The sequence below is a fragment of the Pseudomonas sp. RGB genome, from assembly GCF_007713445.1.
GTDB lineage: Bacteria > Pseudomonadota > Gammaproteobacteria > Pseudomonadales > Pseudomonadaceae > Aquipseudomonas.
In genome coordinates this window covers 242,739-268,689 of the sequence record NZ_VMSH01000007.1, presented here as the reverse complement: position 1 = coordinate 268,689, position 25,951 = coordinate 242,739, and the positions used below count along the sequence as shown (strand labels likewise).

Sequence of the window (25,951 nt, the reverse complement as noted above, 5' to 3'; positions counted from 1 at the left end):
TCATAACTCCTTGTTTAGGACGGCAGAAAGGGTTAATGGCGCTTCAAGCACGCAACTGTATCGATGCTCGTGCAGGAAATGCGTCGGCGGCAACACCACGGAACACATCGTTCGGGCGTATCGGCAACGCGGGTGAAAGGCACAGCCTGTGGGCAAATTCAGCGGGCTCGGTGGCTCACCGGGCAAAGGTTCTGCAGGCAACGGCCGGTGCGGATCGATCTCGGGGATCGCCTCGATCAACGCCGCCGTGTACGGATGGCGCGGTGCGGTAAACACCGCTTCCACCGGGCCTTCCTCGACGATTTTGCCCAGGTACATCACGGCGACGCGGTCGCACAGGCGCCGCACGATGGCCAGGTCATGGGCGATAAACAGGATCGCCAGGTTCATGCGCTGCTGCAGTTCCAGCAACAGATTGATGATCTGGCCCTGGATCGACACATCCAGCGCCGCCACGCATTCATCGGCGATGATCAAGCGCGGTTCCACCGCCAGCGCCCGCGCGATACCCACACGCTGGCACTGACCGCCGCTTAGAGAGCCGGGTTTGCGACTGGCCAATTCGGGGCGCAGGCCGACCAGATCGAGCAGTTCATTCACGCGGGCCGGTATCTGCTGCGGCGCGACTTTGCGCTGCACGCGCAACACTTCGGCAAGGGTTTCGCCGATGGTGTGGCGCGGGTTCAGCGCGGCGTACGGGTCCTGGAAGATCATCGCGGTTTCATGGCGCAGGCGGGCAATATCGATCGCGCTGCCGTGGGCCATGTCGACGCCATCGAACAGCACCTGGCCAGCGCTGATCGGGTTGAGGTGCAGAATCGCCCGGCCGAGCGTGCTCTTGCCGCTGCCGGACTCGCCCACCAGCCCCAGGGTTTCACCGGCGGCCAGGTTCAGCGAGACACCATTGACCGCCCTCACCCACTGTTTACTCAGGCCGAACACACCGGTACCGGACGCTGCGAAACGCACCTCAAGGTCCTTGATCTGCAACAGGCTCATGATCGGTCTCCCAAGGGATAGTGACACGCCACCCGCGCGCCTTCCGGCAACAACTGCGTGCACAAGGCGCCCGCCTGCGCACAGCGCGGGTTGAAGCGACACCCTTGCGGCAGTGCGTCCAGCAACGGCGGCTGGCCGGGAATCGTGCGCAGCAACGCGTGCCCACTGCTGTGGGCGGGCTGGCAATCAATCAGGCCGGCGGTGTACGGGTGTTGCGGGTTGGCCAGCAACTCGTACTTGCTGCCGTGCTCGCACAGGCGCCCGGCGTACATCACCGCGATGGAATCACAGGTTTGCGCCACCACACCGAGGTCGTGGGTGATCATGATGATCGACAGGCCGCGCTGGTCGCGCAGCTCCAGTAACAGGCGCAGGATCTGCGCCTGCACGGTGACATCAAGGGCGGTAGTCGGCTCGTCGGCAATCAGCACTTTCGGGTTGCAGCCCAGCGCCACAGCGATCATCGCGCGCTGACGCATGCCACCGGAAAACTCGTGGGGGTAGTTGTCGACCCGCGCCTTGGGATCGGGAATGCCGACCTGGCGCAGCACGTCGATGGCTTGCAGGCGCGCGTCTTTTTTCGACGCGCCCTGGTGCAGGCGAATGCCCTCGGCGATCTGCTCGCCGATGCGCATCAACGGGTCCAGGTGGCTGCTGGGGTTCTGGAAGATCATGCCCAGTTGCCCGCCGCGCACGGCGCGCATGCCGGCATCGTCCAGCGTCAAAAGATCCTGCCCGGCCAGGCGCACAGCAGCGCCTTGCACGCGCAAGTTGGGCGATGGCAGCAGGCGCATCAACCCGCGACAGGTCAGGGTCTTGCCCGAGCCACTCTCGCCCACCAGGCCGAGGATTTCACCCTCGGCCAAGTCAAAGGACACGCGGTCGACCAAGGTGACATCGCGCCCGGCATTGTTGGCGATCACGCTGAGGTCACGCACTTGCAGCAGGCTCATGCGCGATCCCCCAACACTTGCGCCACGCCATCGGCGAGCAGGCTGAAGCCCATGGCCAGCGTGACGATGGCCAGGCCCGGAAAGGTGCAAATCCACCAGGCCGTGGTGATAAACGCCTGCCCTTCGGCCACCATCGTGCCCCACTCGGCGGTCGGTGGTTGCACGCCCAGGCCCAGGTAACTCACGGCGGCGCCATTGAGCAGCACCAGCACGGCGTCAGACATGGAAAACACAATCGAACCGAACATGGCATTGGGCAGCAAATGCCGGAACAGAATGCGCCCATGGCCAAAGCCCAGGCTTTTGGCGGCCAGCGCAAACTCGCTTTCCTTGAGCACCAGGATCTGCGAGCGGATCAGCCGCGCATACGACACCCAGCCCACCAGCGCCATGGCGATATAAAAGCTTTTCAAGCCTGGGCCGAGAATCGCCATGATCGCCAGCATCAGCACAAGAAACGGGAATGCCAGGATCACGTCGATCACGCGCATGCAGAAGCTGTCGAAACGCCCGCCGATGTAGCCGGAAACCGCGCCGACGAAGGTGCCGATCATGAACGGGAAAATCACCCCGACAATGGCCAGTTGCAGGTCGATGCGCGCGCCCCAGATCACCCGCGAAAGGATGTCCCGGCCGTAGTTATCCGTGCCGAACGGGTGCGCCAGGCTAGGCCCGAGCAAACTGATGTCAGTGTTTTGCGCAATCGGGTCAAAGGGTGCGACCCAGGGGGCAAACAGCGCCAGGGCCAACCACACCAGCAGGATCAGCAGGCCCCACGCCGCCGTCAGCCGGCCATTGCGAAAACCGAAACGCAGGCGCAAACGCCACGGGGCGATCAGTGGGCGGCTGCTCATTGCATGTTCACCCGTGGGTCGAGGGCCACCGTCACCACGTCGGCGACGAAGTTGACCACCACCGTCGCACAGGCCAGCACCATGGCCACGCCCTGCACCACCATGTAGTCACGGGTGAAAATGCCGCGCACCAGCAATTGGCCGATACCGGGAATGGCGAACAGGCTCTCGATCACCACCGTGCCGCTGATCAGCCAGCCGATGTTCACCGCCAGCAGGTTGACCGCCGGCACCAGCGAATTGGGCAACACATGCCGACGGAACACGGCGGCCTCGGACAGCCCACGCGCCCGCGCGGCGGTGACGTGATCGGCCTGCAATTCCATCAGCATGCTTGCGCGCAGGTTGCGCACCAGCACCGCCGACAGCGCCAGGGCGATGGTCAGGCACGGCAGCAGCATGTGGTGGGCCTTGTCCAGCCAGGTGCGGCCGTAGCCAGACACCGGGAACAGGCCCCACTTCACACTCAGCAACAGAATCAACATCAAGCCCAGCCAGAACGCCGGCATGCCCAGGCCGACAGTGGTGAACACGCGGATCAGGTTGTCCGCCCAGCCGCCTTTATTGCGCGCCGCCCATGTCGCCAGCGGCAGCGCAATCAACAGCGCCAGCAGCACGCTACCAAGCACCAGCACCAGGGTCGGCTCGATGCGGGTGACGATCAGCTTCAAGGCATCGACTTTGTACAGCAGCGATTGGCCGAGGTCGCCCTTGAGCAGGTTCTTCAGGAAGTAGAAATATTGCAGCCACAACGGCTGATCCAGGCCGTATTGGGCGCGGATTTTCAGCAAGGCATCCGGCGTACTGCGCGAGCCGAGCAAGGCCCGGGCCGGGTCGCCCGGGATCGAGCGCACCAGCACAAAGGTGATCAGGCTGATGCCAAACAGCACCGGCAGCAATTGCAGCGGCCGGGACAGCACAAAACGGTAGCGCGCCAGGTTCATCCGTCAGCCCCGGTGACGCGCGAGGAAGTCCAGCAGCACCGGGAAGTACGCGTGGGGCTCCTCATAAAAAGGCATGTGGCTGCTGTTGGGGAACACGTGCAACTCGGCATGCCTGGCGGCCAGCTTCATGCGATGGGCGCAGGCGGGCGTGAGTTCATCGTGCTGGCCAGTGGTGATCAGGATCGGCATCTTGAACTCGGCCATCTCGGGGATGCGGTTCCAGTCCTTGAGGTTGCCGATATAGAGGAATTCGTTGGGGCCTTGCATGGTTTCGTACGGGCCCATGTTCCAGTCGCCGAGCGAGCGTTTGACCGGCTCCGGCCATTCGTCCAGGCGGCAGACGTGGCGGTAATTAAGCAAGGTGATGGCGGCCTGGTACTGCGGGTGGTCCAGAGTGCCCATGGCTTCATGACGCTGCATCATGGCCACGGTTTCACTGCCGAGGGCGCCGCGCAGGCGTTCGAGTTCCTGGGACAGGTGCGGAATGTCGCCGACGGTGTTTTCGAGGATCAGGCTTTTCAGCGCATCGGGGTAATGGATGGCGTACTCGATGCCCAGCCAGCCGCCCCAGGAATGCCCCAGCAGGTGCACGCGGCCCAGGTCGAGGGCCTGGCGCACGGTTTCGACTTCTTCGACATAACGGCTGATTTCCCACAAGGAAACATCAGTCGGTCTGGCTGATGCGCCGGTGCCAAGCTGGTCGAATGCAACCACTCGCAGGTTATGCTCTTTGAGCCAGCCATGGGCGTCGCGCAAGTAGTCACATGGCAGGCCCGGGCCGCCATTGAGACACAAGAGCACCTCATCGCCAGCGCCAAAGCTGTAGACCACGAGGTTATGGCCGTCGACTTGCACGTTGTACTGCTGGTCGGGGGCAATTTCACGCCACATGCATACATTCCTTGTGTTGTATCGGCCTGGCAGGTAGCGGCCGTTAATCAGGCCAACACTACCGAGGATGCCGTGCGTCCATAACCTAGTATTTCTTATAGGTTTGGCCTGGCAGTCCTTCGCCGGGGCGTGGCATTCTACTTGCCGCAAGTCGAGATTCAAATGAATTCGGGAGCAGAACGGATGCTGACCAGGCTGACTGCCTTCAATAATCGTCTGATGCCGGGCAGGAGCCTGGATGAGCAGATGGACAATACCTTTATCCTTGCCCAGCAACTGGGCTTCGACGCGCTGGTGTACGACTACACGCCGGTGCCCATCGACCAGGACGGCTCGCTGATCACGCCCTCGGTGCTGGAGCTGCGCAACACGCCGCCCGACTGGCATGCGTTATGGTGCAGCGAAGGGTTTTACCAGATCGACCCGGTGCAACACCTGGCCCTGAGCACGGTGTCCCCGTTCGTATGGTCCTACGAGGCAAAAGCCCAGACCGCGCTGCAAAAAATCATCGACCCCTGCCACGCTCCCGTGTCCTCTTACCTGCATGAACGCCAACTGACCTGCGGCGTCAGCGTGCCGATCCACCTGCCCCGCGGCGGCTTCGCGTCACTGACCGGTTTGCGCACCGGCAAGTCCAGTACAGTGTTGAAGGATGCGCAGCAGACCCTGGCGGATTTCAGCCTGATCACCCATGCCCTGCAGGAAGCGGCCTACCCGCTGTTCAGTAAAGAGCTGCGCACTTACCCGCATATTCACCTGACCAAACGCGAGCGTGAATGCCTGAAATGGGCTGCCGACGGCCTGACGGCTGCCGAAATCGCCACCCAGTTGAGCCGCTCGCTGGCGGTGGTCACCCTGCACCTGGCCTCGGCGATGCACAAGTTGGGGGCCAAGAACCGCGTGCAGGCGGTGGTGCGCGCCACGCATTACCGCTTGCTGGAAGACTGACCCGTGGGCAAAACCTAGCTGTTTTGCTAGTTACCTAAACTTCACGTGCGGACTATCGTAGCCCTGATCCTTTTTTTCAGAGCAGGGTACGAAATGGACTTCATCGAGAAAGTGCGCGAAGGTTATGCGGCATTCGGCGCCTACCAGACCTGGTACCGCGTCACTGGCGACCTGACCACCGGCCGTACACCGTTGGTGATCATCCACGGCGGCCCCGGCTGCACCCATGACTATGTCGACGCCTTTAAAGACGTGGCTGCCAGCGGCCATGCGGTGATTCACTACGACCAACTGGGCAATGGCCGCTCCACCCACTTGCCGGACAAAGACCCGTCGTTCTGGACCATTGGCTTGTTCCTTGAAGAGTTGAACAACCTGCTGGACCACCTGCAGATCAGCGACAACTACGCGATCCTCGGGCAATCCTGGGGCGGCATGCTCGGCAGCGAGCACGCGATTCTGCAGCCCAAGGGCTTGCGCGCGTTTATCCCGGCCAACTCGCCCACCTGCATGCGCACGTGGGTCAGCGAGGCCAACCGCCTGCGCAAACTGCTGCCTGAAGGCGTGCATGAAACCCTGCTCAAACACGAACAGGCCGGCACCTACCAGGACCCGGAATACCTCGCCGCCTCACGGATTTTTTACGACCACCACGTGTGCCGCGTCATCCCGTGGCCGGAAGAAGTGGCCCGCACCTTCGCAGCGGTGGACGCCGACCCGACGGTGTACCACGCCATGAGCGGCCCGACCGAGTTTCACGTGATTGGCAGCCTCAAGGACTGGAATGTGCTTGGCCGCCTGTCGGCGATCAATGTGCCGACCCTGGTGATTTCCGGCCGACACGACGAGGCGACGCCGCTGGTGGTCAAGCCGTTCCTGGATGAGATCGCGAACGTGCGCTGGGCGCTGTTTGAAGATTCCAGCCACATGCCCCACGTGGAAGAGCGCCAGGCGTGCATGGGGACCGTGGTCAAGTTTCTGGATGAGGTGTGCTCAGTGCCGCACAACGTCCTCAAGGCGGGCTAACTTCCCCTGTGGGAGCGGGCAAGCCCGCCCGCACATTTTCAGACTGCGGTGGTTTCAGGTTTTACGGCCTTCCTGGGCGCATCCGGCACCAGCGGAATCTCTCTCCCGTCGGCATCAAACAACTTGCCGCCGCTGAAGTAATCCCCGTCGCGCAATGCCGCCACATCGTGGAAGCACAAGCTGCGCTCAGTCCCCGCCACGAACACCGACTGCTGGTCCGAGTTACCCGCAGTGAAGTGATTGAACGCCAGGTTCAACAGGATCGCCATGATCGCCGCCGAACTGATGCCCGAGTGGAAAATGGTCGCGAACCAGGTTGGGAAGTGGTCGTAGAAGTTCGGCGCGGCGATGGGGATCATGCCGAAGCCGATAGACGTGGCCACGATGATCAGGTTCATGTTGTTGCGGTAATCCACCTTGGACAGGGTGCGAATACCACTCGCCGCCACGGTGCCGAACAGCACGATCCCGGCGCCGCCGAGCACCGACGTCGGCACGGCCGCGATCACCCGGCCCATAAACGGCAACAGCCCCAGCACCACCAGAAACACCCCGCCCGTGGCCACCACAAAGCGGCTCTTTACCCCGGTCACCGCCACCAGGCCGACGTTCTGGGCGAACGCGCTTTGGGTGAATGAACCGAAGATCGGCGCGAACATGCTCGACAGCATGTCGGCGCGCAAGCCATTACCCAGGCGCTTGGAATCGACCTTGGTGTCGATGATCTCGCCCACCGCGAGGATGTCTGCCGAGGTTTCCACCAGGGTGACCATCACCACGATGCACATGGAAATGATTGCCGCCACCTGAAAGGTCGGCATGCCGAAATGGAACGGCGTGGGGAAGCCGAACATTGGCCCCTGGGCCACACCGGAGAAATCCGCCATGCCCAGAAACACCGCGATCACCGTGCCGATCACCATCGCCAACAGAATCGACAGCCTAGAGATTGTCGCGCTGCCGATCTTGCTCAGCAGCAACACCAGCACCAGGGTCAACGCCGCGAGGCCGATATTGGCCATGCTGCCGAAGTCCGCCGCGCGGCTGTTGCCGCCCATGGCCCAGCGTGCCGCCACCGGCATCAGCGTGAGGCCAATGGTGGTGATCACAATGCCGGTGACCAACGGCGGAAAAAACTTGGTGATCCGTGAGAACACCGGCGTGATCAGCAAACCGATAAACGACGCGGCCATCACCGCGCCGAGAATCGCCGGTATCCCGCCGGCGCCATCACTGCCGACTATCGCCACCATGGTTGCCACACCGGCAAAGGACACGCCCTGCACCAGCGGCAGTTGGCAGCCGAAAAACGGCAGGCCGAGGGTCTGCAACAGCGTGGCCAGGCCACCGGCAAACAGCGACGCGGCGATCAACAGGCCGATATCCGCCGGCGATAAACCGGCCGCCTGGCCGACGATCAACGGCACGGCAACGATGCCGCCGTACATGGTGAGCACATGCTGCAGGCCGTAAGCCATGTTGGCGGCGGCGCCAAGATTCTCATCTTCTGGCCGCTGCGGTGACGCCTTCGGGATAGTCATGGTGAGGGGTTCTCTGTTTTTGTTGTGCGATCACTGTATGCAATGTTTGGACTGTATGTCCATAGAGTTGTATACAATCAATCGAACAAGATACCCTCCATCGGCGTTAAAAAAACAAATCGGCCGTCATGAGCCAGAACGCCAAAGGACCTAAAACAATGAAAAAGGCATTACAGGGCGCAACCGTTGCATTGACCCTTCTCGGCGGTGGGGAGGCCGTCGCGGTGGAATGGATGAACAACAGCGTAGGATTTCGCTACGGCCAACACTTCACCAATCCGAATAACCCCGATGATTTCAGTAAACGCATCTACAGCTTCACCCACGCCAGTGGCTACCAATACGGCAGCAACTACCTGAACCTGGATGTGTTCCTGTCCGACAGCCACGACCCGCGCAAGGGCACCGACCGTGGTGGCAGTGAGGTCTATGCCGTTTACCGGCATCAACTGTATGCCTCGCGGGTGTTTGATGTGCCGCTCGGCACCGGGCTGATCAAGGATTACGCGCTGACGCTGGGCTTTGATGCCAACCGCAACAACAACGTCGCCTCAGCCAAAAAGCGCGCACTGGTGATTGGCCCGACGTTGAAGTTCAACGCGGTCGGTGTGTTGGACCTGAGCCTGATGTACTACAAGGAAAAGAACCACACCGGCATCCCCGGCGCGCAGGAGTCAAACCATACGTTTGACGACACCTACATGCTCAACCTGACGTGGATGCGCCCGTTCGACATCGCCAACCATGCGGCGAAATTCCAGGGTTTTATCAATTACGTCGGGGAGAAAGGCGAGGACTACCATGGCCGCGACACCGCGCCAGAAACGCTGATGCGCACCGCGCTGATGGTGGCGGTGCGGCCGGGTAAAAGCGTGAAGCGGAACCTATATCTCGGCGTGGGCTACGAGTACTGGCACAACAAATTCGGCGTGGACGGCGGCCGGGGGACTCGGACCTCTACGCCAACGCTGAATATGGAAATCACCTTCTAGCCACTGAAGAAACCCAATCAACTGTGGGAGCTGGCTTGCCTGCGATGCAGACACCTCGGTACTTCAGCATCACCGAGTCGATGCCATCGCAGGCAAGCCAGCTCCCACATTTTTGATCCCATTTCAGCTTTAGGCGTTTGCCAACTCCGAATCGTCCGCCTTCGGCCGCGCCAGCCAATAACCCAACACCGCCAACGGCGCAGTCGCCAGCATCACAATCACCGTAATCAACAGCGGCTGGTCAATCATCGACGACACCAGCAGGCTGCTGAGAAAGCACAGCCCCAGTTGCAAGGTGTTTTGCAGTGCCGCCGCCTTTCCGGAATTTTCCGCAAACGGCATCAGCGCATTCGCCACCACGATCGGGTAACTGGCGCCGTTGACCAGCGCCATCAGGCAGAACGGAATCAGCAAAGTGGTCAGGGTGGGCACGGTCAACGTGGCAACCAGGTACAACGCCACCATGCTGATGCAATAAGCCACCAGCAACCAGGGCAGCAGGGTTTCGCCCTGATAGCGCTGCAAGGCGCTGCGGCAGCTGTAACCACCTATCAGAAACGCCAACGTCGGCAGCACGTAGCTCAGGCCGATGTCATTCGGGCTGTAACCCATGTCGCCCAGGATGAAGGGCGAGGCCGTCAGCCAGGCAAAGAAACTGGCCGAGCAGGCAGCGAAGATCATCACGTTGCCGGTGAACACGCGAGAGGTCAGCAACTGCCCATAACCGAGGCGCGAAGGCTCGCCCTCCTCTGTCCGACGTTTCGGCATTTTGCGCAGGAACAACGTCGGCAGCAGCAACAGCAGCGACACGCCCAGCAGTACACCGAAGATCGCCTGCCAGCCGAAGTGATTCAACACCATGGCGCCCAGCAACGGCGCCAGGGCCGGTGACAGCGACATCAGCGGCATGATACTGGCGAACACGCGATGGGCCTTGTCGGCCGGGTATCGGTCGATCACCAGTGCCTGCCAGCTCACCGCCGCAGAACACACGCCAATCGCCTGCATAAAACGCAACGCCAGCAGTTGCGGTGCGGTCTGGACCCAGAACATACCCAGGCAACCCACTACAAACAGGCTCAGGCCCGCCAGCAGTACCGGCTTGCGCCCGAGGCGGTCGGACAACGGCCCCCACAACAACTGCCCCACCGCAAAACCGGCGAGGAAAATACTCAAGCTCGCGCCCACGGCGCCCGCACTGATCTGCAACTGCTCGCCCATGGCGCCGAACGCCGGCAAGTACATATCCATGGCGAGATAACCGAGCATGCTCAGCCCCGCCAGGTACCACGTGAAACCAAAAGAATTTTTCATTGAAGCCTTGCTGACCTTGCCATCAAACTATTTGCTGACTGGCGCCCATTATGAAGCTGACAGTGTCGGTGTGAAGCGATAATAATTGGACACCTCTATCAAATATTTTGAAGGCAACTATCATGTGGTCCGAATACTCGCTGGATGTGGTGGATGCCGTTGCGCGCCACGGCAGCTTCAGTGCGGCCGCCCAGGAACTGCACCGCGTACCTTCGGCCATCAGCTATACGGTGCGTCAGCTCGAGGAATGGCTGGCGGTGCCGCTGTTTGTGCGTCGCCATCGTGACGTGGAGCTGACCCCGGCCGGCCGTCTATTTATAGACGAAGCCCGCGGCGTGATGAAAAAAATGCTCGGTACACGGCGTTTGTGCCAGCAGGTGGCGAATGGCTGGAGCGGCCAATTGAAGGTTGCGGTGGATTCCATCGTCAAACCCCAGCGCTGTCGGCAGCTGGTGCTGGACTTCTATCGGCAGTTTCCCGAGGTGGAATTGCTGTTGGAGTACGAGGTGTACAACGGCGTATGGGATGCGCTGGCTGATGAACGCACCGACATTGTGATCGGCGCCACCAGTGCGGTGCCGGTGGCCAGCCACTTCACCTTTCGCGACATGGGCCTGCTGAACTGGCTGTGTGTGGTCAGCGCCAAGCATCCGCTGGCGGCGCTGGACGGCTTGCTCAGTGACGATCAACTGCGACCGTTCGCGTCGCTGTGCATGACCGACACCTCGCGCAACCTGCCCAAGCGTGACACCTGGACCCTGGATAACCAACGCCGGCTGGTGGTGCCCAACTGGTCCTCGGCGCTTGATTGCCTGCGCGATGGCCTGTGCGTCGGCATGGCGCCGGCGCATCAGGTGTTGCCGTGGATCGAACGCGGCGAGCTGGTCGCGCTGCAATTGCGCCGGCCGTTCCCGGCCAGCCCGTCGTGCGTGGCCTGGGCGCAGAGCAAGTTGTCGCCGGCGATGAGTTGGTTGCTGGAGTACCTGGGCGACACCGAAACCATGAATCAGGAGTGGCTCAATGGCCCAGATCTGTGAAAGTCACACCGATTCAATGTGGACTTGTGTGGGAGCTGGCTTGCCTGCGATGCAAGCGCCTCGGTCTTAATGTCAGACCGAGGTGATGCTATCGCAGGCAAGCCAGCTCCCACATTTTGATCGGGGTTCAATCCAGCAGGCGGGCGATGGCCCTTACGATCATCTCCACCTCCTTGGCCTCCAGCGTCAGCGGCGGCAGCAGGCGGATGATCTTGCCGCGCGTCACATTGATCAAAAGCCCATGCTCGTGCGCTGCGCGATAGGCCAGATCGCGATAAGGCTGTGCCAGTTCGATCCCGACCATCAGGCCTTGCCCGCGAATCGCCAGCACCTGCGGGTGCTCGCTTAACTCCACACGCAGCCGTGCCAACAGCCGCTCGCCCTGTTGCGCGGCGTTCTGCAGCAAGCCTTGCTCTTCAATAATGTCCAGCACCGTGCAGCCCACGCGGCAGGCCAGCGGGTTGCCGCCGAATGTGCTGCCGTGGCTGCCGGGTGTGAACAGCCGGGCCACCGCGGCCCGGGCCAGGCAGGCGCCGATGGGCACGCCATTGCCAAGGCCTTTGGCCAGCGTCATCACGTCCGGCACGATGCCTTCATGCTGGAACGCAAACCAGGCGCCGGTGCGGCCGATGCCGGTCTGGATCTCATCGAGCATCATCAGCCAACCGTGGCGCGTGCAATGCTCGCGCAGGGCTTTCAAGTAGCCGGGCGGCGCTGGCAGCACGCCACTTTCGCCCTGGATCGGTTCCAGCAGCACCGCGGCAATGCGCGGGCCGAAGTGTTGCGTGATGGCTTCCAGCGCTGCCAGGTCGCCAAACCCGACCTTGAGAAAATCCCCCGGCAAGCGCTGAAACCCCAGGCGCACCGACGGTCCGTCGCTGGCCGCCATGGTGCCGAGGGTGCGCCCGTGAAACGCATTCTCCATCACGACCACCAGCGGCTCTTCGATGCCCTTTTTCCAGCCATGCAGCCGTGCGAGTTTCAGCGCTGTTTCGTTGGCTTCGGCGCCGGAGTTGTTGAAGAACGCACGGTCAAGGCCAGACAACTGTGCCAGGCGCTGGGCCAGCCGTTGCTGCCAATCAATGCTGTAGAGGTTGGAGGTGTGCAGCAACAGGCCCGCCTGCTCACTGATCGCCGTCACCAGCCGAGGGTGGGAATGCCCGACATTGGTCACCGCCACACCGGCGACCGCGTCGAGGTATTCACGGCCCTGCTGGTCCCACAGGCGCGTGCCCAGGCCACGGGTGAAGCTCAGGGCCAAGGGTTGATAGGTGGTCATCAGGCAGGCGGCGGTCATGGTGGCAAGCTCCAGTGCATCATGGTGATGGCACCAGTATCGTTAGCCACCCGAGCTGGATAAACTGCGCATTCCTGTAATGACTTTAAACCAAGGCTTGATAATGGATCTGTTCCAGGCAATGTCGGTGTACGTCAAAGTGGTCGAGACTGGCAGCATGACGGCCGCCGCGCAGGAGTGCGGGATGTCGACCACCATGGTCGGCAATCACTTGCGCGCCCTGGAGCAGCGCCTGGGCGTCAGCTTGCTCAAGCGCACCACGCGCAAGCAAAGCCTCACCGAATTTGGCGGGCAGTATTACCAGCGCTGCCTGGAGGTGCTGGGGCTGGTAGCCGACTCTGAAGTGTTAGCAGAGCAGGCCCACAGCGAAACGCCCAAAGGCAACCTGCGCATCACCGCGCCACCGGTATTCGGCACCGAACGCCTGACGCCCGCCCTGAGCGAATTTTCCCAACGCTACCCGCTGATCAACCTCTACGTGGTGCTCAGCAACGAGCGGATGGACCTGGTCGACAGCGGCTTCGATGTAGCAATCCGCCTTGGCGAGCTGGAAACCTCCAGCCTGATCGCACGGCCTATGCAGGCCTACACCCTCACCCTCTGCGCTTCGCCGGATTACCTGGCACGCCGCGGCACGCCGCAGACACCCAATGACCTGCAGCACCATGACTGCCTGGCGTTCGCCTACCCGGCGACCGACAACTGGCGCGATTCCGACAAACTGTGGCGCCTGACCGGCGAGGAAGGCGAGGTGGAGGTGCCGGTGTCCGGGTCATTGACCATCAACAGCTCGCAGGGCCTGCGCCAGGCGGCCGTAAACGGCATGGGCATCATCATGCTGGCCGATGCCCTGGTGCAACCGGACCTGGAGAGCGGCAAGTTGGTAGCCTTGTTAACCGCCTACAGGCTGCCCTGCCGCCCCATGCACCTGCTTTACAGACAGGACCGCTACCGCCTGCCCAAGCTGCGCGCCTTTGTGGATTTCGCCATGGAAAAGTGGGCGCGCTAGAAGCCCACGCCCAACGCCCGCAGGCGCGCCGCAGTACGCTCGGCCGACACGTGGTGGATGCCTTGCCAACCGAGGGCCACGGCGGCCTCGACATTGCCCGCCACGTCGTCGATAAACACCACTTCGCCCGGTTGAATATCCGGCAAATGGGCGCGCACCTGGCCGAGGCTCGCGTGATAAATCGCCGCGTCCGGCTTGATTTGCTTCAACTCGCCGGAGACCACAATGTCGCGGAAATACTGCAGGAACGGGTAATTGGCCCGCGCATAGGGAAAGGTTTCAGCCGACCAGTTGGTGAGCCCGAACAGCGGCATATCGGCTTGATGCAACGCCTCGAGAATCGCCACACCTTCGGGCAACGCGCCGCGCAGCATCTCGTGCCAACGGTCGTAATAGGCCTGGATCAAGGGTGCGTGTTCCGGGTACTGCTCGATCAGGTGGCGAGTGCCTTCGGCCAGGCTGCGACCGGCGTCCTGCTCGGTGTTCCAGGCTTGGGTACAAATGGTGTCGAGAAAGTGTTGCCGCTCGTGATCGTCGGCAATCAGCTGGCGGTACAGGTGGTGCGGGTTCCAGTCGAACAGGACACCGCCGAAATCAAAAACTACTGCACGAATCGTCATCAGATCCTCCGTTAGCGTGGCTTGATAGCCGTAGGAGTCTGGCAGATTAAGGGCATTGGCGGGAGCGCGATGGCTTGCGGGAGGGTTTTGAATTCACACAAAGCAAATGTGGGAGCGGGCTTGCTCGCGAAAGCGGTGTGTCAGCCACTGTATTTGATACTGACATACCGCATTCGCGAGCAAGCCCACTCCCACATTTCTTGACCGTGTTTTAGGCTTGAATCAGGCCGTTGATCTTCACGGTCGGGTTCACGTCAGCGTCGTAGTCCACGCCGTCGATTTCAAAACCGAACAAACGCAGGAACTCAGCCTTGTAACCGGCAAAGTCGCTGATTTCGTTAACGTTGTCGTCAGTCACCTGGTTCCACAGCGCCGCCACGGCGTCCTGGACTTTGGGCTCCAGTTCAGCCAGGTCGGCACGCAGGCGGCCGTCGGCATCCAGCTTCGGCTCTTTGCCGTACAGGCTGTCCTTGAACAGGCCATAGACCTGCTCGATGCAGCCTTCGTGGGTGCCCTGCTCTTTCATCACTTTGAACAGCAGCGACAGGTACAGCGGCATGATCGGGATCGCCGAGCTGGCCTGGGTGACCACAGCCTTGAGCACCGACACACGGGCGTCGCCCTTGAGTGCGGCGAGGTTGTCGCGCAGGGTCAGGACTTTCTTGTCGAGGTCTTTCTTGGCTTCGCCGATGGAGCCGTTCCAGTAGATGTCCTGGGTCAGCTTTTCACCGAGGTAGGTGAAGGCGGTGGTCTTGGCGCCTTCAGCCAGCACGTCGGCGTCACGCAGCGCGTCGATCCACAGCTGCCAGTCTTCGCCGCCCATGACTTTCACGGTGCCGTCGATTTCTTCCTGGGTCGCAGGCTCAAGCGTGGTATCGACCACAACGCCTTTGTCGGTGTTGATACCGCGCAGGGTCACGGCCTTGCCGATCGGCTTGAGGGTGGAGGTGTGCACCACGCCTTGCGGGTCGGTACGGCGTGGCGCGGCCAGGCTGTACACCACCAGGTCGATTTTGCCGAGGTCTTTCTTGATGGTTTCGATGGTCAGGCGCTTGATCTCGTCGGAGAACGCGTCGCCGTTGATGCTCTTGGCGTACAGGCCTTTTTCAACGGCAAACTTCTCGAACGCTGCGCTGTTGTACCAGCCGGCGGAGCTCAGCTTGCCTTCTTCGCCTTCTTTCTCAAAAAACACACCCAAGGTATCGGCGCCGCAGCCAAACGCAGCACTGATGCGCGCGGCCAGGCCGTAACCGGTGGAGGCTCCGAGGACCAGCACCTTCTTCGGGCCGCCTTCGATGACGCCATGCTGGGTGACGTAGTCGATCTGCTCTTTGACGTTCGCTTCACAGCCAACAGGGTGAGCGGTCACACAGATAAAGCCACGAACCCGCGGTTTGATGATCATAAAATTTCTGCCTCTTCCAAGGTGCCGAAGGCCAATGGTGGCCATTCAACTTAATCGTACCGGTCTATGACGTCCAAAAAACCGAAGCGTCACGATAGTCGCAAATCTTCTGTTTACAAAATCCAATCCACAAAAGGCCGGATACGCCAGCGCGCGGGTTAAAAACTGTGCCAGGCCTTCACAATTTCGCAATATTTAAAACGCCCAGCGCCGCCGGAACCCACTATCATGGCAACATTGTTTCGCTTTGTTTCAGGTTCGGAGCCACGCTTCATGAGTAAAAGTGCTGTTCAAAAAAAGCTGGTCTCAGCCGCCTGGGTGCTGGGCGTTCTGTTGTTCATGTACTGCTTCCCGCGCACCAGCCTGGTATTTCTGTTGCTGGTGCTGTTCTGCGGCATTTATGACTTCCTGCGCAACGGCCTGTACGACCGCGACACGATCAAGAAATACTTCGTTGGCAACGGCCGCAACACCTGGATATTGGCGCCGTTCAATACCCTGTTCGACCTCTTCAGCCTGCGCAACCGCCACGTCTACACCATGAACGACCTGCCGCCCGCCTGGCGTGAAGACCTGCAACAGGTAATCGACGACGCCATGGCCCACAAGGACGAAATCATCGGTTACCTGGACGAACGCATGGCCGAGAAAAAGCGCGGCATGTTGTTTTTCCAATGGTACGGCCGCCCGATCGAAACCACGCTGGACATCCCGCAGCTGCGCAAAAAACTGCCGTTCGTGAAGACCATCGGGGTGTCGGTGTTCAACGAAAACCGCTCGACGTCGTTCCACTTCGGCCCGCTGCGCATGATGTTCCGAGTGCTCTACAACATGGCACCGGCGCCGCACCACGAGGGTGTTTACATCCAGGTGGGCAAACACAAGCATTACTGGCACGACGACCCGCTGTTTATCTTCGATGACACGCTGATGCACGCGTCCTTCAACAAGAACGACGCAAAGCGTTACTGCCTGTTCATCGATATCGTGCGGCCGACCTTGCTGCCCTCCGTGCTCAACGCCGTGATCTCGGGCTTTGCCGGGCTGGTGTTTACCCTGCGTCGGGTTTTCTACAAAAACTGGAAGCTGATTCAGTAAGTTCTGCGGCATGATGGTGCTGGACGGAGTTTGCGCACGGCCTCATGCCTGCCAAACTGTGCGTCTCGTGCGACCGAGTTCGGCGCTCACCATTCTCCAGCCATCGCCCCCCCTGCCGGGTGCGGTGGCTGTGCTTTCAAGGAATCAGAATGCCCCAACGTCAAGTCATCAATGCCTCCGTCAGCCCCAAGGGCAGCCTCGAAACCCTGTCCCAGCGTGAAGTCCAGCAACTGAGCGAAGCCGGTACCGGCAGCATCTACACGTTGTTCCGCCAGTGCGCTTTGGCCATCCTTAACACTGGCGCGCACATCGACAACGCCAAGACCATCCTCGACGCCTACAAAGACTTTGAAGTGCGTATCCATCAACAGGATCGCGGCGTACGCCTGGAACTGTTGAATGCGCCGGCCGACGCCTTCGTCGATGGTGAAATGATCGCCAGCACCCGCGAAATGCTGTTCAGCGCCCTGCGCGATATCGTCTACACCGAGAACGAGCTGGACAGTCAACGCATCGACCTGAGCAATTCCCAGGGCATCACCGACTACGTGTTCCACCTGCTGCGCAACGCCCGTACGTTGCGTCCGGGTGTCGAGCCGAAAATCGTGGTGTGCTGGGGCGGCCACTCGATCAATACCGAAGAATACAAATACACCAAGAAAGTCGGCCACGAACTGGGCCTGCGCAGCCTCGACGTGTGCACCGGTTGCGGCCCCGGCGTGATGAAAGGTCCGATGAAAGGCGCGACCATTTCCCACGCCAAACAGCGCATCACCGGCGGCCGCTACCTGGGCCTGACCGAGCCGGGGATCATCGCTGCCGAAGCGCCAAACCCGATCGTTAACGAGCTGGTGATCCTGCCGGACATCGAAAAACGCCTGGAAGCCTTCGTGCGCGTCGGCCACGGCATCATCATCTTCCCGGGCGGCGCCGGCACGGCTGAAGAGTTCCTGTACCTGCTGGGCATCCTGATGCACCCGGACAACCGCGACGTGCCGTTCCCGGTCATCCTCACCGGGCCGAAACACGCGGCGCCGTACCTGCAACAACTGCATGCCTTCGTCGGTGCCACCCTCGGCGAAGCGGCGCAGGCGCACTACCAGATCATCATCGACGACCCGGCCGAAGTGGCGCGCCAGATGACGGCCGGGCTCAAGGCCGTGAAGCAGTTCCGCCGCGAGCGCAACGACGCCTTCCACTTCAACTGGCTGCTGAAGATCGACGAAGGCTTCCAGCGCCCATTCGACCCGACCCACGAAAACATGGCAGGCCTGCAACTGAGCCACGCCCTGCCGCCCCACGAACTGGCCGCCAACCTGCGCCGCGCGTTCTCGGGGATCGTGGCCGGTAACGTCAAGGACAAGGGCATTCGCCTGATCGAGCAGCACGGCCCGTACGAAATCCACGGCGACCCGGCCATCATGAAACCGCTGGACGAGCTGCTACAGGCGTTTGTCGCCCAGCACCGCATGAAGCTGCCGGGCGGTGCCGCGTATGTGCCGTGTTATCGCGTGGTGCAATGAATTAGCGCTGTACCGCCACACATTTGATTTCCACCAGTAACCCGGGATGCGCCAGTTCTGACACGCCAATGGTCGTCCAGGCGCAATGCCCGCGTGGGAACAGGCGGTTTTTCACCTCGCGAAAAACCGCCATGTGCTGGCTCATATCAACGTGATACGTGGTCATGTCGACCACGTCTTCAAAACGGCAGCCGCCCTCCTCCAATACGTGCCGCAGGTTCTCCCAGGCGGCGATAAATTGCGCCTCGGGGTCTTCTATCACGGCCAACTCCGGCGTACGGCCGACCTGGCCTGCACAATACAAAGTGTTGCCAACTTTTACGGCAGGCACGTAGCCCGCGCGCTCTACGATGGGTTGCATGGCGGGCGGGATGATGCGGTGGCGGTCGGTCATAGCTTGTATCTCTTAGGGTCTCTGAAAAGCGTGTGAACGTGAAAACTTCGAGCTAGGGTTTTACCTGTTCCCACCCACGTCTACCAGCGAGCGACCTATGGACCAACGGATCTTGTCCTTCATCAATCCTTACCTTAGGGTAAGGAAAATTACGATGGAGATCTTCACTATGGCGACCGCCACACTGACTTCAAAAGGGCAAATCACCATCCCGGTCCAAGTCAGGACCGCACTGGGTCTGGAAACCGGCGACCGGGTTGAGTTTGTCGAAACGGAAGACGGCAAGTTTTCCATCATTGCCGCGAGCAAAACCGTTCAGGACCTCAAAGGGTTGATCCGCAAGCCCGCCCAGGCCGTGTCGATTGACGACATGAACCGCGCCATCGCTGCGCAGGGAGCAAAAGCGCAATGATCGGCCTGGATACCAATGTGCTGGTGCGTTATGTCACCCAGGATGATCCCGTTCAGTCCCCCAAGGCGTCCGAGGTGATCGAATCGCTCACCACGCTTTCGCCGGGTTTCGTCAGCCTGGTGTGCGTGGTGGAACTGGTATGGGTGTTACAAAGCTGTTACCAATCGGCCAAGAGTGATGTGGTGACGGTTCTGGAAACGCTGCTGCGTACGCGTGAATTGACCGTCGAACATGCCGAGATCATCTGGCAGGCACTGCGACGATTCACGGCGGGCAAAGCCGAGTTCGCCGACTACCTGATAGAGCGCTGTGCCCATGCGGCAGGCTGTGAATACACCGCCACCTTTGACGTCAACGCGGCCAAGGCCACCGGGATGAAGCGCTTGGCCTGACCGGCAGCGTTGCAGCGAATTGCGGGCTTTGGTAAAAACCGCCCCTACCCTTGATCGAGAGACACCCAACGTGCGCACGCTTTTGCTCGCAGCCTTGGCCCTGACGCCGACCTTTACCCTGGCCGACACCATCGCCTGGCCCGACCTGCCAAAAACCTGCTTCGTCAGCGGCCGGCCCGCCACCAGTGTGGATGTCGACACTGGCTGCGCGGCGTTCCTGATCAATGTACAAGGCAAGGCGGCGGGCACGCCGATCAAGCTGGATATTCCCCAGTACGCCCTGCATGTGGACGAAGCTACCGGCAAGGAAACGCCGGTGATCATCATCCAGGCCGAAGAAAACGGTGAGATCAAGGCCGTGGGCTACAAGGAATTGGGCACCGATCAGCTCGGTGCCGCGTTGCTGCGGGAGGTTCGGCTGCTGGGCACCCAAAAGCCGACCTAGCGGTTTTTTGCAGGCGCGAACCCGCTCACGCCTGCGGCCAGGCGTTCGGCCAGGGTTCAGCGAACCCAGCCACCGCCCTGCCAGTGGTAACCGTCATTGCGCTGCACCCAGTGCGGATGCACATAACGATAGCCTTCGCGCACTTGCTCCCAATGGCCGTGCACCGCGACGTATCGCCCGCCAGCCCAGCGCCAGTAGCCGCGTGACCAGACATAACCGTAGCGCGGCGCAGGTTCCACCTCGATCACTTGAACCGGCGGCGGTTGCGGCGCGACCACTTCGACATACTCACGCTGTACCGGCCCGCGCTCATGCATCACACGCTCTTGCACACACCCGGACGCTGCGACGACAACCGCCGCCAATGCCGCATAACGTAGCAACATACAAAACCCTCGGGCGCGTACGCCCAGCACCTGCACCAATAAAAAATGCCCCCATGTTTCAGCCGCGCTCCTGCTTGGCTATGGGATCTTTTTAACAGGTGATGTCTGTCGGCTTGCTGAACCTGCAGACCTCAGGAAGCACAGGCGACGGTCGGTTGTTTCAGACGCACCAGCACCAACCCCGTCACCACCACCGCAATACCGGCGTAGGTTGAGCCCTGGATCGCATCGCCAAACATCAACGCCGCCCACACCAGGGTGACCGGTGGCTCCAGATAGACCAGCGCTGCCACGTGGGTCGCTGTCATTACCCGCAACAACATCCACAAGCTCAAATAGGCGACGAATGTGGAAAACACCGTCAGCCAGACGATAGAGATCAACACGTCCGAGTCATGAGGAACACTGAAGGTGCCGGTATAGAGCACGGCGCCGGAAAAGCCGATCAGCGTCAGCAGCGACTGGATGAACAGCGGCAACACCAGCCCCGCGTGCTGGCGCTGCGCGGTACGGCGCTCATACAAGGTCGCCAGCGTCAGCCCCAGCGCTGCGGCCAGTGGCAACAAGTACATGACAAAGCCGGCGCTCTGCCCGCCACTGCTGTACTGCCCGGCAATCACGATGGAGACGCCGATAAAGCTGATCATCAACCCGATCCACTGCCAGCCACCGCTGCGCTCGGCAGCGCTGCCGGTCGACAATGCCGCCGTCATCAATGGCTGCAGCGCCGCGATGATGGCCGCAATGCCGGGCGGCAAACCATTTTGGATCGCCACATACAGGCAACTCAGGTAGAGGAACTGCGACAAGAAGCCGATCACGGCGTAGTGGCGAACCTGAGCCCAGCTCACCTTCAACAGCTTCACGTTCAAAAACAGCCCCAGGCACACCGACACCAGCAGGAAGCGCCAGAAAAGCAGGTTGAATGCCCCGCTGCCTTGCGTACCCAACTTGGCGCCGATGTAGCCAGAGCTCCAGGACAGCACGAATGCCACCTGCAACAGCAGCCGTTTCAAGGTTGATCGCGTCATGAGGCCTCCCGTGAGTGCGCGTTGACTGAAAGGCTAAGGGCCGCGCATGCTTCCGTATATTTGAATTACTTGCACCACAAATTCGTAATAGTGGAATCATGGCCAAACAACTGAACATCGACTTGTTACGCACTTTTCACGCCGTGGCGCGCTTTCGGCGCTTCAACGAGGCGGCCGAGCATGTGCACCGCAGCGCATCGACCGTGACCACACAAATTCAAAAGCTTGAGGAGCAAATCGGCGAGCGCCTGTTCAGCCGCAACAACCAGGGCGTGGAGCTGACCCTGTATGGCCAGAAGCTGCTCGGTGAAACCACCGAGTTTCTCAAGAGCCATGACCGCCTGCTGATCGCCCTGATGCCACAGCGCATGCAGGGCAAGATTCGTCTGGGCATTCCCGATACCTATGCGCCGGCGTTCATGCAGGCGTTTTTACCGCGCTTGATCGCCGACAACCCCTTGCTGGAACTGGAAGTCGAAGCGCGCACCAGCGGTGAGCTGCTGAATATGTTTGTGGCCAACCAGCTCGACCTGGCCATCACCGTCAGCGCACAACCGCTGGCCCAGGGCGAACGCCTGGGGCCGGTGCAGCCGTTGTGGGTGGCGGCCGAGGGCTTCAGTTGCGCGCCGAATGCGGCGCTGCCGATCACCGTGCCGGTTGCCGGCTGCCCGTACCGTGCGGCGGCGTTGCAGGCGCTGAAGGATCACGGGATTTACCACCGGGTATTGCTGGAGAGCCCCAATTCCACGGCGGTCGAGGCCTGTATCCGCAGCGGCGTGGCGGTGGGGTTGATCGAAGAAAGCCGCATGGGCAGTGGGCTGACGCAAAAGATTGCAGGGTTCGAGTTACCCCCACTGCCGGTGCATCATCTGTACCTGCTGTGCGACAGCAGCAATGCACTGGCCCTGCATCTGTATGCGCAGGTAAAACAGGGCTTCCACATTTGAGCCCTCACGCCTGGCCGAAGCGCGCCAGCACCGCCTCGACAAACCGCCGCAACTTGGCGGTGCGCTGCCGGTTGGCGGTGTAAACCAAGTGCATGGGGCGGCTGGGCGCCTCAAATGCCGGCAGTACCTGCACCAACTCGCCCCGAGCCAAGGCCGGACGCAGGAAGTCTTCGGCGCCCAGCACGATGCCGAAGCCATCCAGTGCCGCCGACATCAACGCCCGGCTTTCGTTGATTTGAAGGCGGCTGGCGACCTGCACCGTGTAGGGCGTCGCGCCTTGTTGGAAGACCCATTCACGGTCCGCCGGGCGTGACCAAAAGGCGTAGCCCAGGCATTCATGTTGCGCCAGGTCTGCCGGGCACTGTGGCGTCCCTCGCTCCGCCAGATACGCCGGCGCCGCGCACACCACCAAGCGATAAGGTGCCAAGGGCCGGGCCGTTAAACCGGTGGCGCCCAAAGGGCCGATACGGAACGCCGCCTCATAGCCTTCCTCCACCAAGTCGACGAAGCGATCCGTGAGGTGCAGGTCAATCTCCACGTCCGGGTTGTCACGCAAAAACGCGGTAATCAGCGGCATCAGGCTGTAGGAACCGAAGGTGACCGGAGCGGTGACTCTCAGCTTGCCGCGCGGCGTGTCATTCATGATCTGGGCGAGCGAATCAGCAGCCTCGGCCTCCGTCAGGATATGTTTGCAACGTTCGTAGTACGCGTGCCCCAACTCCGTCAGGCTTTGCCGACGCGTGGTGCGGTTAAGCAAGCGCGCGCCGAGGCGTTGCTCCAGGGCGGCAACATGCTTGGCAACCATTTGCGCGGACATGTTCAAGCGCTCGGCGGCGCGGGCGTAGGAGCCCAACTCGGCGGCCATCACAAAGGCATGCATGCTTGAAAGACGGTCCATCATTCCCTACTCCCAGTAACAACACCCACGCCAAAACGCTCATTTATCGCCAACTAGTTGCCAATCATCATAACTGCTCGATGACTTACGAGGAGCAAGACCATGAAGATCGGCGTGATTGGAGCAGGTTTCATCGGGCGGGCCGTGGCACAGCTGGCGCTGGCCGCTGGGCATGAGGTGATGTTAAGCAACTCCCGTGGCCCGCAGACCATGAGCAGCGTGCTCAGCGGCCTGCTCGGCGTTGAGGTGGGCAGTGCCGAGGACGCCGCCCGGTTTGGCGACGTCGTGCTGGTGGCCATTCCGTTTGAACATTACCGCAGCGTGCCCGCGCAATGGCTGGAAGGCAAAACGGTGCTGGACGCCAACAATTACTACCCCAACCGCGACGGGCATATCGCCGTGCTGGACCGCTTTGAAACCACCACCAGCCGGCTGCTCGCCGAGCATCTACCGCATTCCCACGTGGTCAAGGTGTTCAATGCGATTTTTGCCCCCGACCTGACGCAAGACGTCCGCCCCCACGGCGCGCCCGACCGCCGTGCACTGCCGGTGGCCGCCGATGACGCCGCAGCGAAGGCGCAGGCCATCAAGCTGCTCGACGAGCTCGGTTTCGATGCCGTAGACGCAGGAGGGCTGGATGAAAGCTGGCGTTTTGAGCGGGCAAAACCTGCGTACTGCGTGCCGCTGGACCAAGCGGGTTTAACTGCGGCGCTAGCAGCTGCCGAACGCACGGTGGAACTGCCGCCGGTCGAACGCGTGCGCGCCTGAACACGCGCGCACAAAAAAGCCCGCTGACCGTGACCGGTTCAGCGGGCTTCTTACAGCGGTTTGACTTTTGGCTTACAGCGCCAGGTCAGACGCCGGCTTGCTCGGCTCAGCCGCAGGCTTGGCAGCCTCGGTGGCTTCGGTTGCCTTTGGCGCGTTCAACTGCGGAATCGCAGGCGGTGGGGTCAGTTGCAGGATGCCGGCAGTGTAAGCCCACTCCTTCGCAACAGCCTCAGGGCTGTCATTCAGCTTGGTGCCATAGCTCGGTACGATCTGGTGCAGTTTGGCCTGCCACTCAGGGGTCGCGACCTTGTCCTTGAACACTTTCTGCAGCACGGTCAGCATGATCGGAGCCGCGGTCGACGCGCCTGGCGATGCACCCAACAGGCCGGCGATGGTGTTGTCGGCGGAGCTGACCACTTCGGTGCCGAGTTTCAGGACGCCGCCCTGCTCTTCGTCACGCTTGATGATCTGCACGCGCTGACCGGCTTGCCACAGGCGCCAGTCTTCTTTCTTGGCGTTCGGGAAGTACTCTTTCAGGGCGTTGTAGCGGTCGTCATCCGACAGCATCAGTTGGCCGGCAAGGTACTCGACCAGTGGGTATTCACGAATACCGACTTTGGTCATTGGCCAGATGTTGTGGGTGGTGGTGCTGGTCAGCAGGTCCAGGTACGAGCCTTCTTTCAAGAACTTGGTCGAGAAGGTCGCGAATGGGCCAAACAGAATCACACGCTTGCCATCCAGCACGCGGGTGTCCAGGTGCGGAACCGACATCGGTGGCGCGCCAACCGAAGCCTTACCGTAGGCCTTGGCCAGGTGCTGCTCGGCAATCGTTGGGTTATCAGTCACCAGGAACGAACCGCCCACTGGGAAGCCTGCGTATTCCTTGGCTTCAGGAATGCCCGACTTCTGCAGCAGGTGCAGTGCACCGCCGCCGGCGCCGATGAACACGAACTTGGCGTCGGTTTCAGTCTTGGTGCCGTCTTTCAGGTTTTTGTAGCTCACACGCCACGAACCGTCGGCGTTTTTGGTGATGTCCTGCACTTCGCTCGACAGTTTCAGGTCGAACTTAGGGGTGGTTTGCAGATGGGCAACGAACTGGCGGGTGATCTCGCCGAAGTTCACGTCGGTGCCGATCGGGGTCCAGGTGGCCGCGATTTTCTGGTTCGGGTCACGCCCTTCCATCATCAGCGGAACCCACTTGGCGATTTGCGCCGGGTCTTCGGAGTACTGCATGCCAGCGAACAGCGGGCTCGCTTGCAGGGCTTCGTAGCGTTTTTTCAGGAACTTGATGTTGTCATCGCCCCACACGAAGCTCATGTGCGGTGTGGAGTTGATGAACGAACGTGGGTTCTTCAACACGCCCTGCTGGACCTGCCAGGACCAGAACTGACGGGAGATCTGGAACGCTTCGTTGATCTCGACCGCTTTCGGGATCTCAACGGTGCCGTCCTTGTTTTCCGGGGTGTAGTTCAGCTCAGCCAAAGCCGAGTGACCGGTACCGGCGTTGTTCCAGCCGTTGGAGCTTTCTTCGGCCACGCCATCCAGGCGCTCAACCATCTCCATCGACCAGTCCGGCTGCAGCTCGTTGAGCCAAACACCCAGGGTCGCACTCATGATGCCGCCGCCGATCAGCAGCACATCGACTTTCTTTGCCTCTTCCGCGTGAACGGAGGTGATCCCCATCGACAAAGCCAGCCCCAGCAGGGCAGTGTTTACTTTTTTAAACATCAGTAGCACCTATGATAAAACGCCATCCGCCCTACCGCCCCTGAGCATGGGCAACCCTTTATCACGCCGCGCCAGGCAGCGCGCCGCGGGGTTTGCACA

At 61.1% G+C, this 25,951-nt stretch carries 27 protein-coding genes; 12 read left to right on the top strand and 15 right to left on the bottom strand.

Going from position 1 to position 25,951, the window contains the following annotated elements:
• Genes FPT15_RS17355 through FPT15_RS17335 form a run of 5 tightly spaced genes read right to left on the bottom strand, consistent with a single transcriptional unit; the run spans window position 1 to window position 4,641 of the window.
• The gene (locus FPT15_RS17355; protein WP_145163129.1) at window positions 1-999 is read right to left on the bottom strand and encodes an ABC transporter ATP-binding protein; all 999 of its coding nucleotides are present in this window, start codon (window positions 997-999) and stop codon (window positions 1-3) included.
• Window positions 996-1,952 (bottom strand): ABC transporter ATP-binding protein, encoded by a 957-nt coding sequence (locus FPT15_RS17350; RefSeq protein WP_145163127.1) that lies wholly within the window; start codon window positions 1,950-1,952, stop codon window positions 996-998. Before FPT15_RS17350 ends, FPT15_RS17355 begins: the two co-directional genes overlap by 4 nt.
• The gene (locus FPT15_RS17345) at window positions 1,949-2,806 is read right to left on the bottom strand and encodes an ABC transporter permease (protein ID WP_106576881.1); all 858 of its coding nucleotides are present in this window, start codon (window positions 2,804-2,806) and stop codon (window positions 1,949-1,951) included. Before FPT15_RS17345 ends, FPT15_RS17350 begins: the two co-directional genes overlap by 4 nt.
• Window positions 2,803-3,750, bottom strand: coding sequence for an ABC transporter permease (locus FPT15_RS17340; RefSeq protein WP_145163125.1), 948 nt, complete (start codon window positions 3,748-3,750; stop codon window positions 2,803-2,805). Before FPT15_RS17340 ends, FPT15_RS17345 begins: the two co-directional genes overlap by 4 nt.
• 3 nt (window positions 3,751-3,753) lie before the next feature.
• Window positions 3,754-4,641, bottom strand: a complete 888-nt coding sequence (locus tag FPT15_RS17335; RefSeq protein WP_145163123.1) for a proline iminopeptidase-family hydrolase — start codon at window positions 4,639-4,641, stop codon at window positions 3,754-3,756.
• Between the two features lie 183 nt (window positions 4,642-4,824).
• On the opposite strand from FPT15_RS17335, the gene FPT15_RS17330 reads away from it, so the two are divergent.
• Window positions 4,825-5,589 carry a LuxR family transcriptional regulator gene (locus tag FPT15_RS17330; RefSeq protein WP_145163121.1) on the top strand — a complete coding sequence of 255 codons (765 nt, stop codon included), beginning with the start codon at window positions 4,825-4,827 and terminating at the stop codon, window positions 5,587-5,589.
• 93 nt (window positions 5,590-5,682) lie between these two features.
• Window positions 5,683-6,615, top strand: a complete 933-nt coding sequence (locus tag FPT15_RS17325) for a proline iminopeptidase-family hydrolase (protein ID WP_145163119.1) — start codon at window positions 5,683-5,685, stop codon at window positions 6,613-6,615.
• Between the two features lie 38 nt (window positions 6,616-6,653).
• Here FPT15_RS17325 and FPT15_RS17320 read toward each other — a convergent pair whose 3' ends face one another.
• Entirely contained in the window at window positions 6,654-8,156 is a 1,503-nt protein-coding gene (locus FPT15_RS17320; RefSeq protein WP_145163117.1) for a nucleobase:cation symporter-2 family protein, read from the bottom strand.
• 158 nt (window positions 8,157-8,314) lie between these two features.
• Between FPT15_RS17320 and FPT15_RS17315 the strand changes: the two genes are divergently transcribed.
• Complete coding sequence (locus FPT15_RS17315) at window positions 8,315-9,148, top strand: nucleoside-binding protein (protein WP_145163115.1); 834 nt, start codon at window positions 8,315-8,317, stop codon at window positions 9,146-9,148.
• A 129-nt stretch (window positions 9,149-9,277) separates the two neighbouring features.
• On the opposite strand, the gene punC is transcribed toward FPT15_RS17315, so the two are convergent.
• Window positions 9,278-10,462, bottom strand: coding sequence for a purine nucleoside transporter PunC (gene punC / locus FPT15_RS17310; protein WP_145163113.1), 1,185 nt, complete (start codon window positions 10,460-10,462; stop codon window positions 9,278-9,280).
• 122 nt (window positions 10,463-10,584) lie between these two features.
• On the opposite strand from punC, the gene punR reads away from it, so the two are divergent.
• A complete protein-coding gene (gene punR / locus FPT15_RS17305) occupies window positions 10,585-11,499 on the top strand; it encodes a DNA-binding transcriptional activator PunR (RefSeq protein WP_145163111.1) in 915 nt (304 codons plus the stop codon).
• A gap of 127 nt (window positions 11,500-11,626) precedes the next feature.
• Here punR and FPT15_RS17300 read toward each other — a convergent pair whose 3' ends face one another.
• On the bottom strand, window positions 11,627-12,796 hold the full coding sequence (locus FPT15_RS17300) for an aspartate aminotransferase family protein (RefSeq protein WP_145163109.1): 1,170 nt from the start codon (window positions 12,794-12,796) through the stop codon (window positions 11,627-11,629).
• Between the two features lie 103 nt (window positions 12,797-12,899).
• Here FPT15_RS17300 and FPT15_RS17295 point away from each other — a divergent pair, with 103 nt between their 5' ends.
• Window positions 12,900-13,805, top strand: coding sequence for a LysR family transcriptional regulator (locus tag FPT15_RS17295; protein WP_145163107.1), 906 nt, complete (start codon window positions 12,900-12,902; stop codon window positions 13,803-13,805).
• Here FPT15_RS17295 and FPT15_RS17290 read toward each other — a convergent pair.
• Entirely contained in the window at window positions 13,802-14,425 is a 624-nt protein-coding gene (locus FPT15_RS17290; protein ID WP_145163104.1) for an HAD family phosphatase, read from the bottom strand. The two genes, FPT15_RS17295 and FPT15_RS17290, sit on opposite strands and share 4 nt — an antisense overlap.
• 211 nt (window positions 14,426-14,636) lie before the next feature.
• A complete protein-coding gene (fabV, locus tag FPT15_RS17285) occupies window positions 14,637-15,830 on the bottom strand; it encodes an enoyl-ACP reductase FabV (RefSeq protein WP_145163102.1) in 1,194 nt (397 codons plus the stop codon).
• 273 nt (window positions 15,831-16,103) lie between these two features.
• Here fabV and FPT15_RS17280 point away from each other — a divergent pair, with 273 nt between their 5' ends.
• On the top strand, window positions 16,104-16,928 hold the full coding sequence (locus tag FPT15_RS17280) for an aspartyl/asparaginyl beta-hydroxylase domain-containing protein (protein ID WP_145163100.1): 825 nt from the start codon (window positions 16,104-16,106) through the stop codon (window positions 16,926-16,928).
• Window positions 16,929-17,077: 149 nt separating this feature from the next.
• Window positions 17,078-18,451, top strand: coding sequence for a nucleotide 5'-monophosphate nucleosidase PpnN (gene ppnN, locus FPT15_RS17275; RefSeq protein WP_145163099.1), 1,374 nt, complete (start codon window positions 17,078-17,080; stop codon window positions 18,449-18,451).
• Between the two features lies 1 nt (window position 18,452).
• Here the strand turns inward: ppnN and FPT15_RS17270 are convergent, their stop codons facing one another.
• Window positions 18,453-18,845, bottom strand: coding sequence for a RidA family protein (locus FPT15_RS17270; protein ID WP_145163097.1), 393 nt, complete (start codon window positions 18,843-18,845; stop codon window positions 18,453-18,455).
• Window positions 18,846-18,999: 154 nt separating this feature from the next.
• Here FPT15_RS17270 and FPT15_RS17265 point away from each other — a divergent pair, with 154 nt between their 5' ends.
• The 3 genes from FPT15_RS17265 to FPT15_RS17255 all read left to right on the top strand — a co-directional run bounded on the left by FPT15_RS17265 (window position 19,000) and on the right by FPT15_RS17255 (window position 20,094).
• Window positions 19,000-19,257, top strand: coding sequence for an AbrB/MazE/SpoVT family DNA-binding domain-containing protein (locus tag FPT15_RS17265; protein WP_106576898.1), 258 nt, complete (start codon window positions 19,000-19,002; stop codon window positions 19,255-19,257).
• Window positions 19,254-19,649: a PIN domain-containing protein gene (locus FPT15_RS17260; protein WP_145163095.1), complete on the top strand. Its 396-nt coding sequence runs from the start codon at window positions 19,254-19,256 to the stop codon at window positions 19,647-19,649. The genes FPT15_RS17265 and FPT15_RS17260 overlap by 4 nt, the downstream gene beginning before the upstream one ends.
• A 70-nt stretch (window positions 19,650-19,719) precedes the next feature.
• Window positions 19,720-20,094, top strand: coding sequence for a hypothetical protein (locus FPT15_RS17255; RefSeq protein ID WP_145163093.1), 375 nt, complete (start codon window positions 19,720-19,722; stop codon window positions 20,092-20,094).
• Window positions 20,095-20,150: 56 nt separating this feature from the next.
• Here the strand turns inward: FPT15_RS17255 and FPT15_RS17250 are convergent, their stop codons facing one another.
• Complete coding sequence (locus tag FPT15_RS17250; protein ID WP_145163091.1) at window positions 20,151-20,480, bottom strand: YXWGXW repeat-containing protein; 330 nt, start codon at window positions 20,478-20,480, stop codon at window positions 20,151-20,153.
• Window positions 20,481-20,611: 131 nt separating this feature from the next.
• Complete coding sequence (locus FPT15_RS17245) at window positions 20,612-21,511, bottom strand: DMT family transporter (protein ID WP_145163089.1); 900 nt, start codon at window positions 21,509-21,511, stop codon at window positions 20,612-20,614.
• A gap of 98 nt (window positions 21,512-21,609) precedes the next feature.
• On the opposite strand from FPT15_RS17245, the gene FPT15_RS17240 reads away from it, so the two are divergent.
• Entirely contained in the window at window positions 21,610-22,458 is an 849-nt protein-coding gene (locus FPT15_RS17240) for a LysR substrate-binding domain-containing protein (RefSeq protein WP_145163087.1), read from the top strand.
• Between the two features lie 4 nt (window positions 22,459-22,462).
• Here the strand turns inward: FPT15_RS17240 and FPT15_RS17235 are convergent, their stop codons facing one another.
• Window positions 22,463-23,359, bottom strand: coding sequence for a LysR family transcriptional regulator (locus FPT15_RS17235; RefSeq protein ID WP_145163085.1), 897 nt, complete (start codon window positions 23,357-23,359; stop codon window positions 22,463-22,465).
• A 99-nt stretch (window positions 23,360-23,458) separates the two neighbouring features.
• Between FPT15_RS17235 and FPT15_RS17230 the strand changes: the two genes are divergently transcribed.
• Entirely contained in the window at window positions 23,459-24,124 is a 666-nt protein-coding gene (locus FPT15_RS17230) for an NADPH-dependent F420 reductase (protein WP_145163083.1), read from the top strand.
• Between the two features lie 72 nt (window positions 24,125-24,196).
• Here the strand turns inward: FPT15_RS17230 and mqo are convergent, their stop codons facing one another.
• Window positions 24,197-25,852, bottom strand: coding sequence for a malate dehydrogenase (quinone) (gene mqo, locus FPT15_RS17225; protein WP_124416773.1), 1,656 nt, complete (start codon window positions 25,850-25,852; stop codon window positions 24,197-24,199).
• Window positions 25,853-25,951 lie beyond the last annotated feature (99 nt).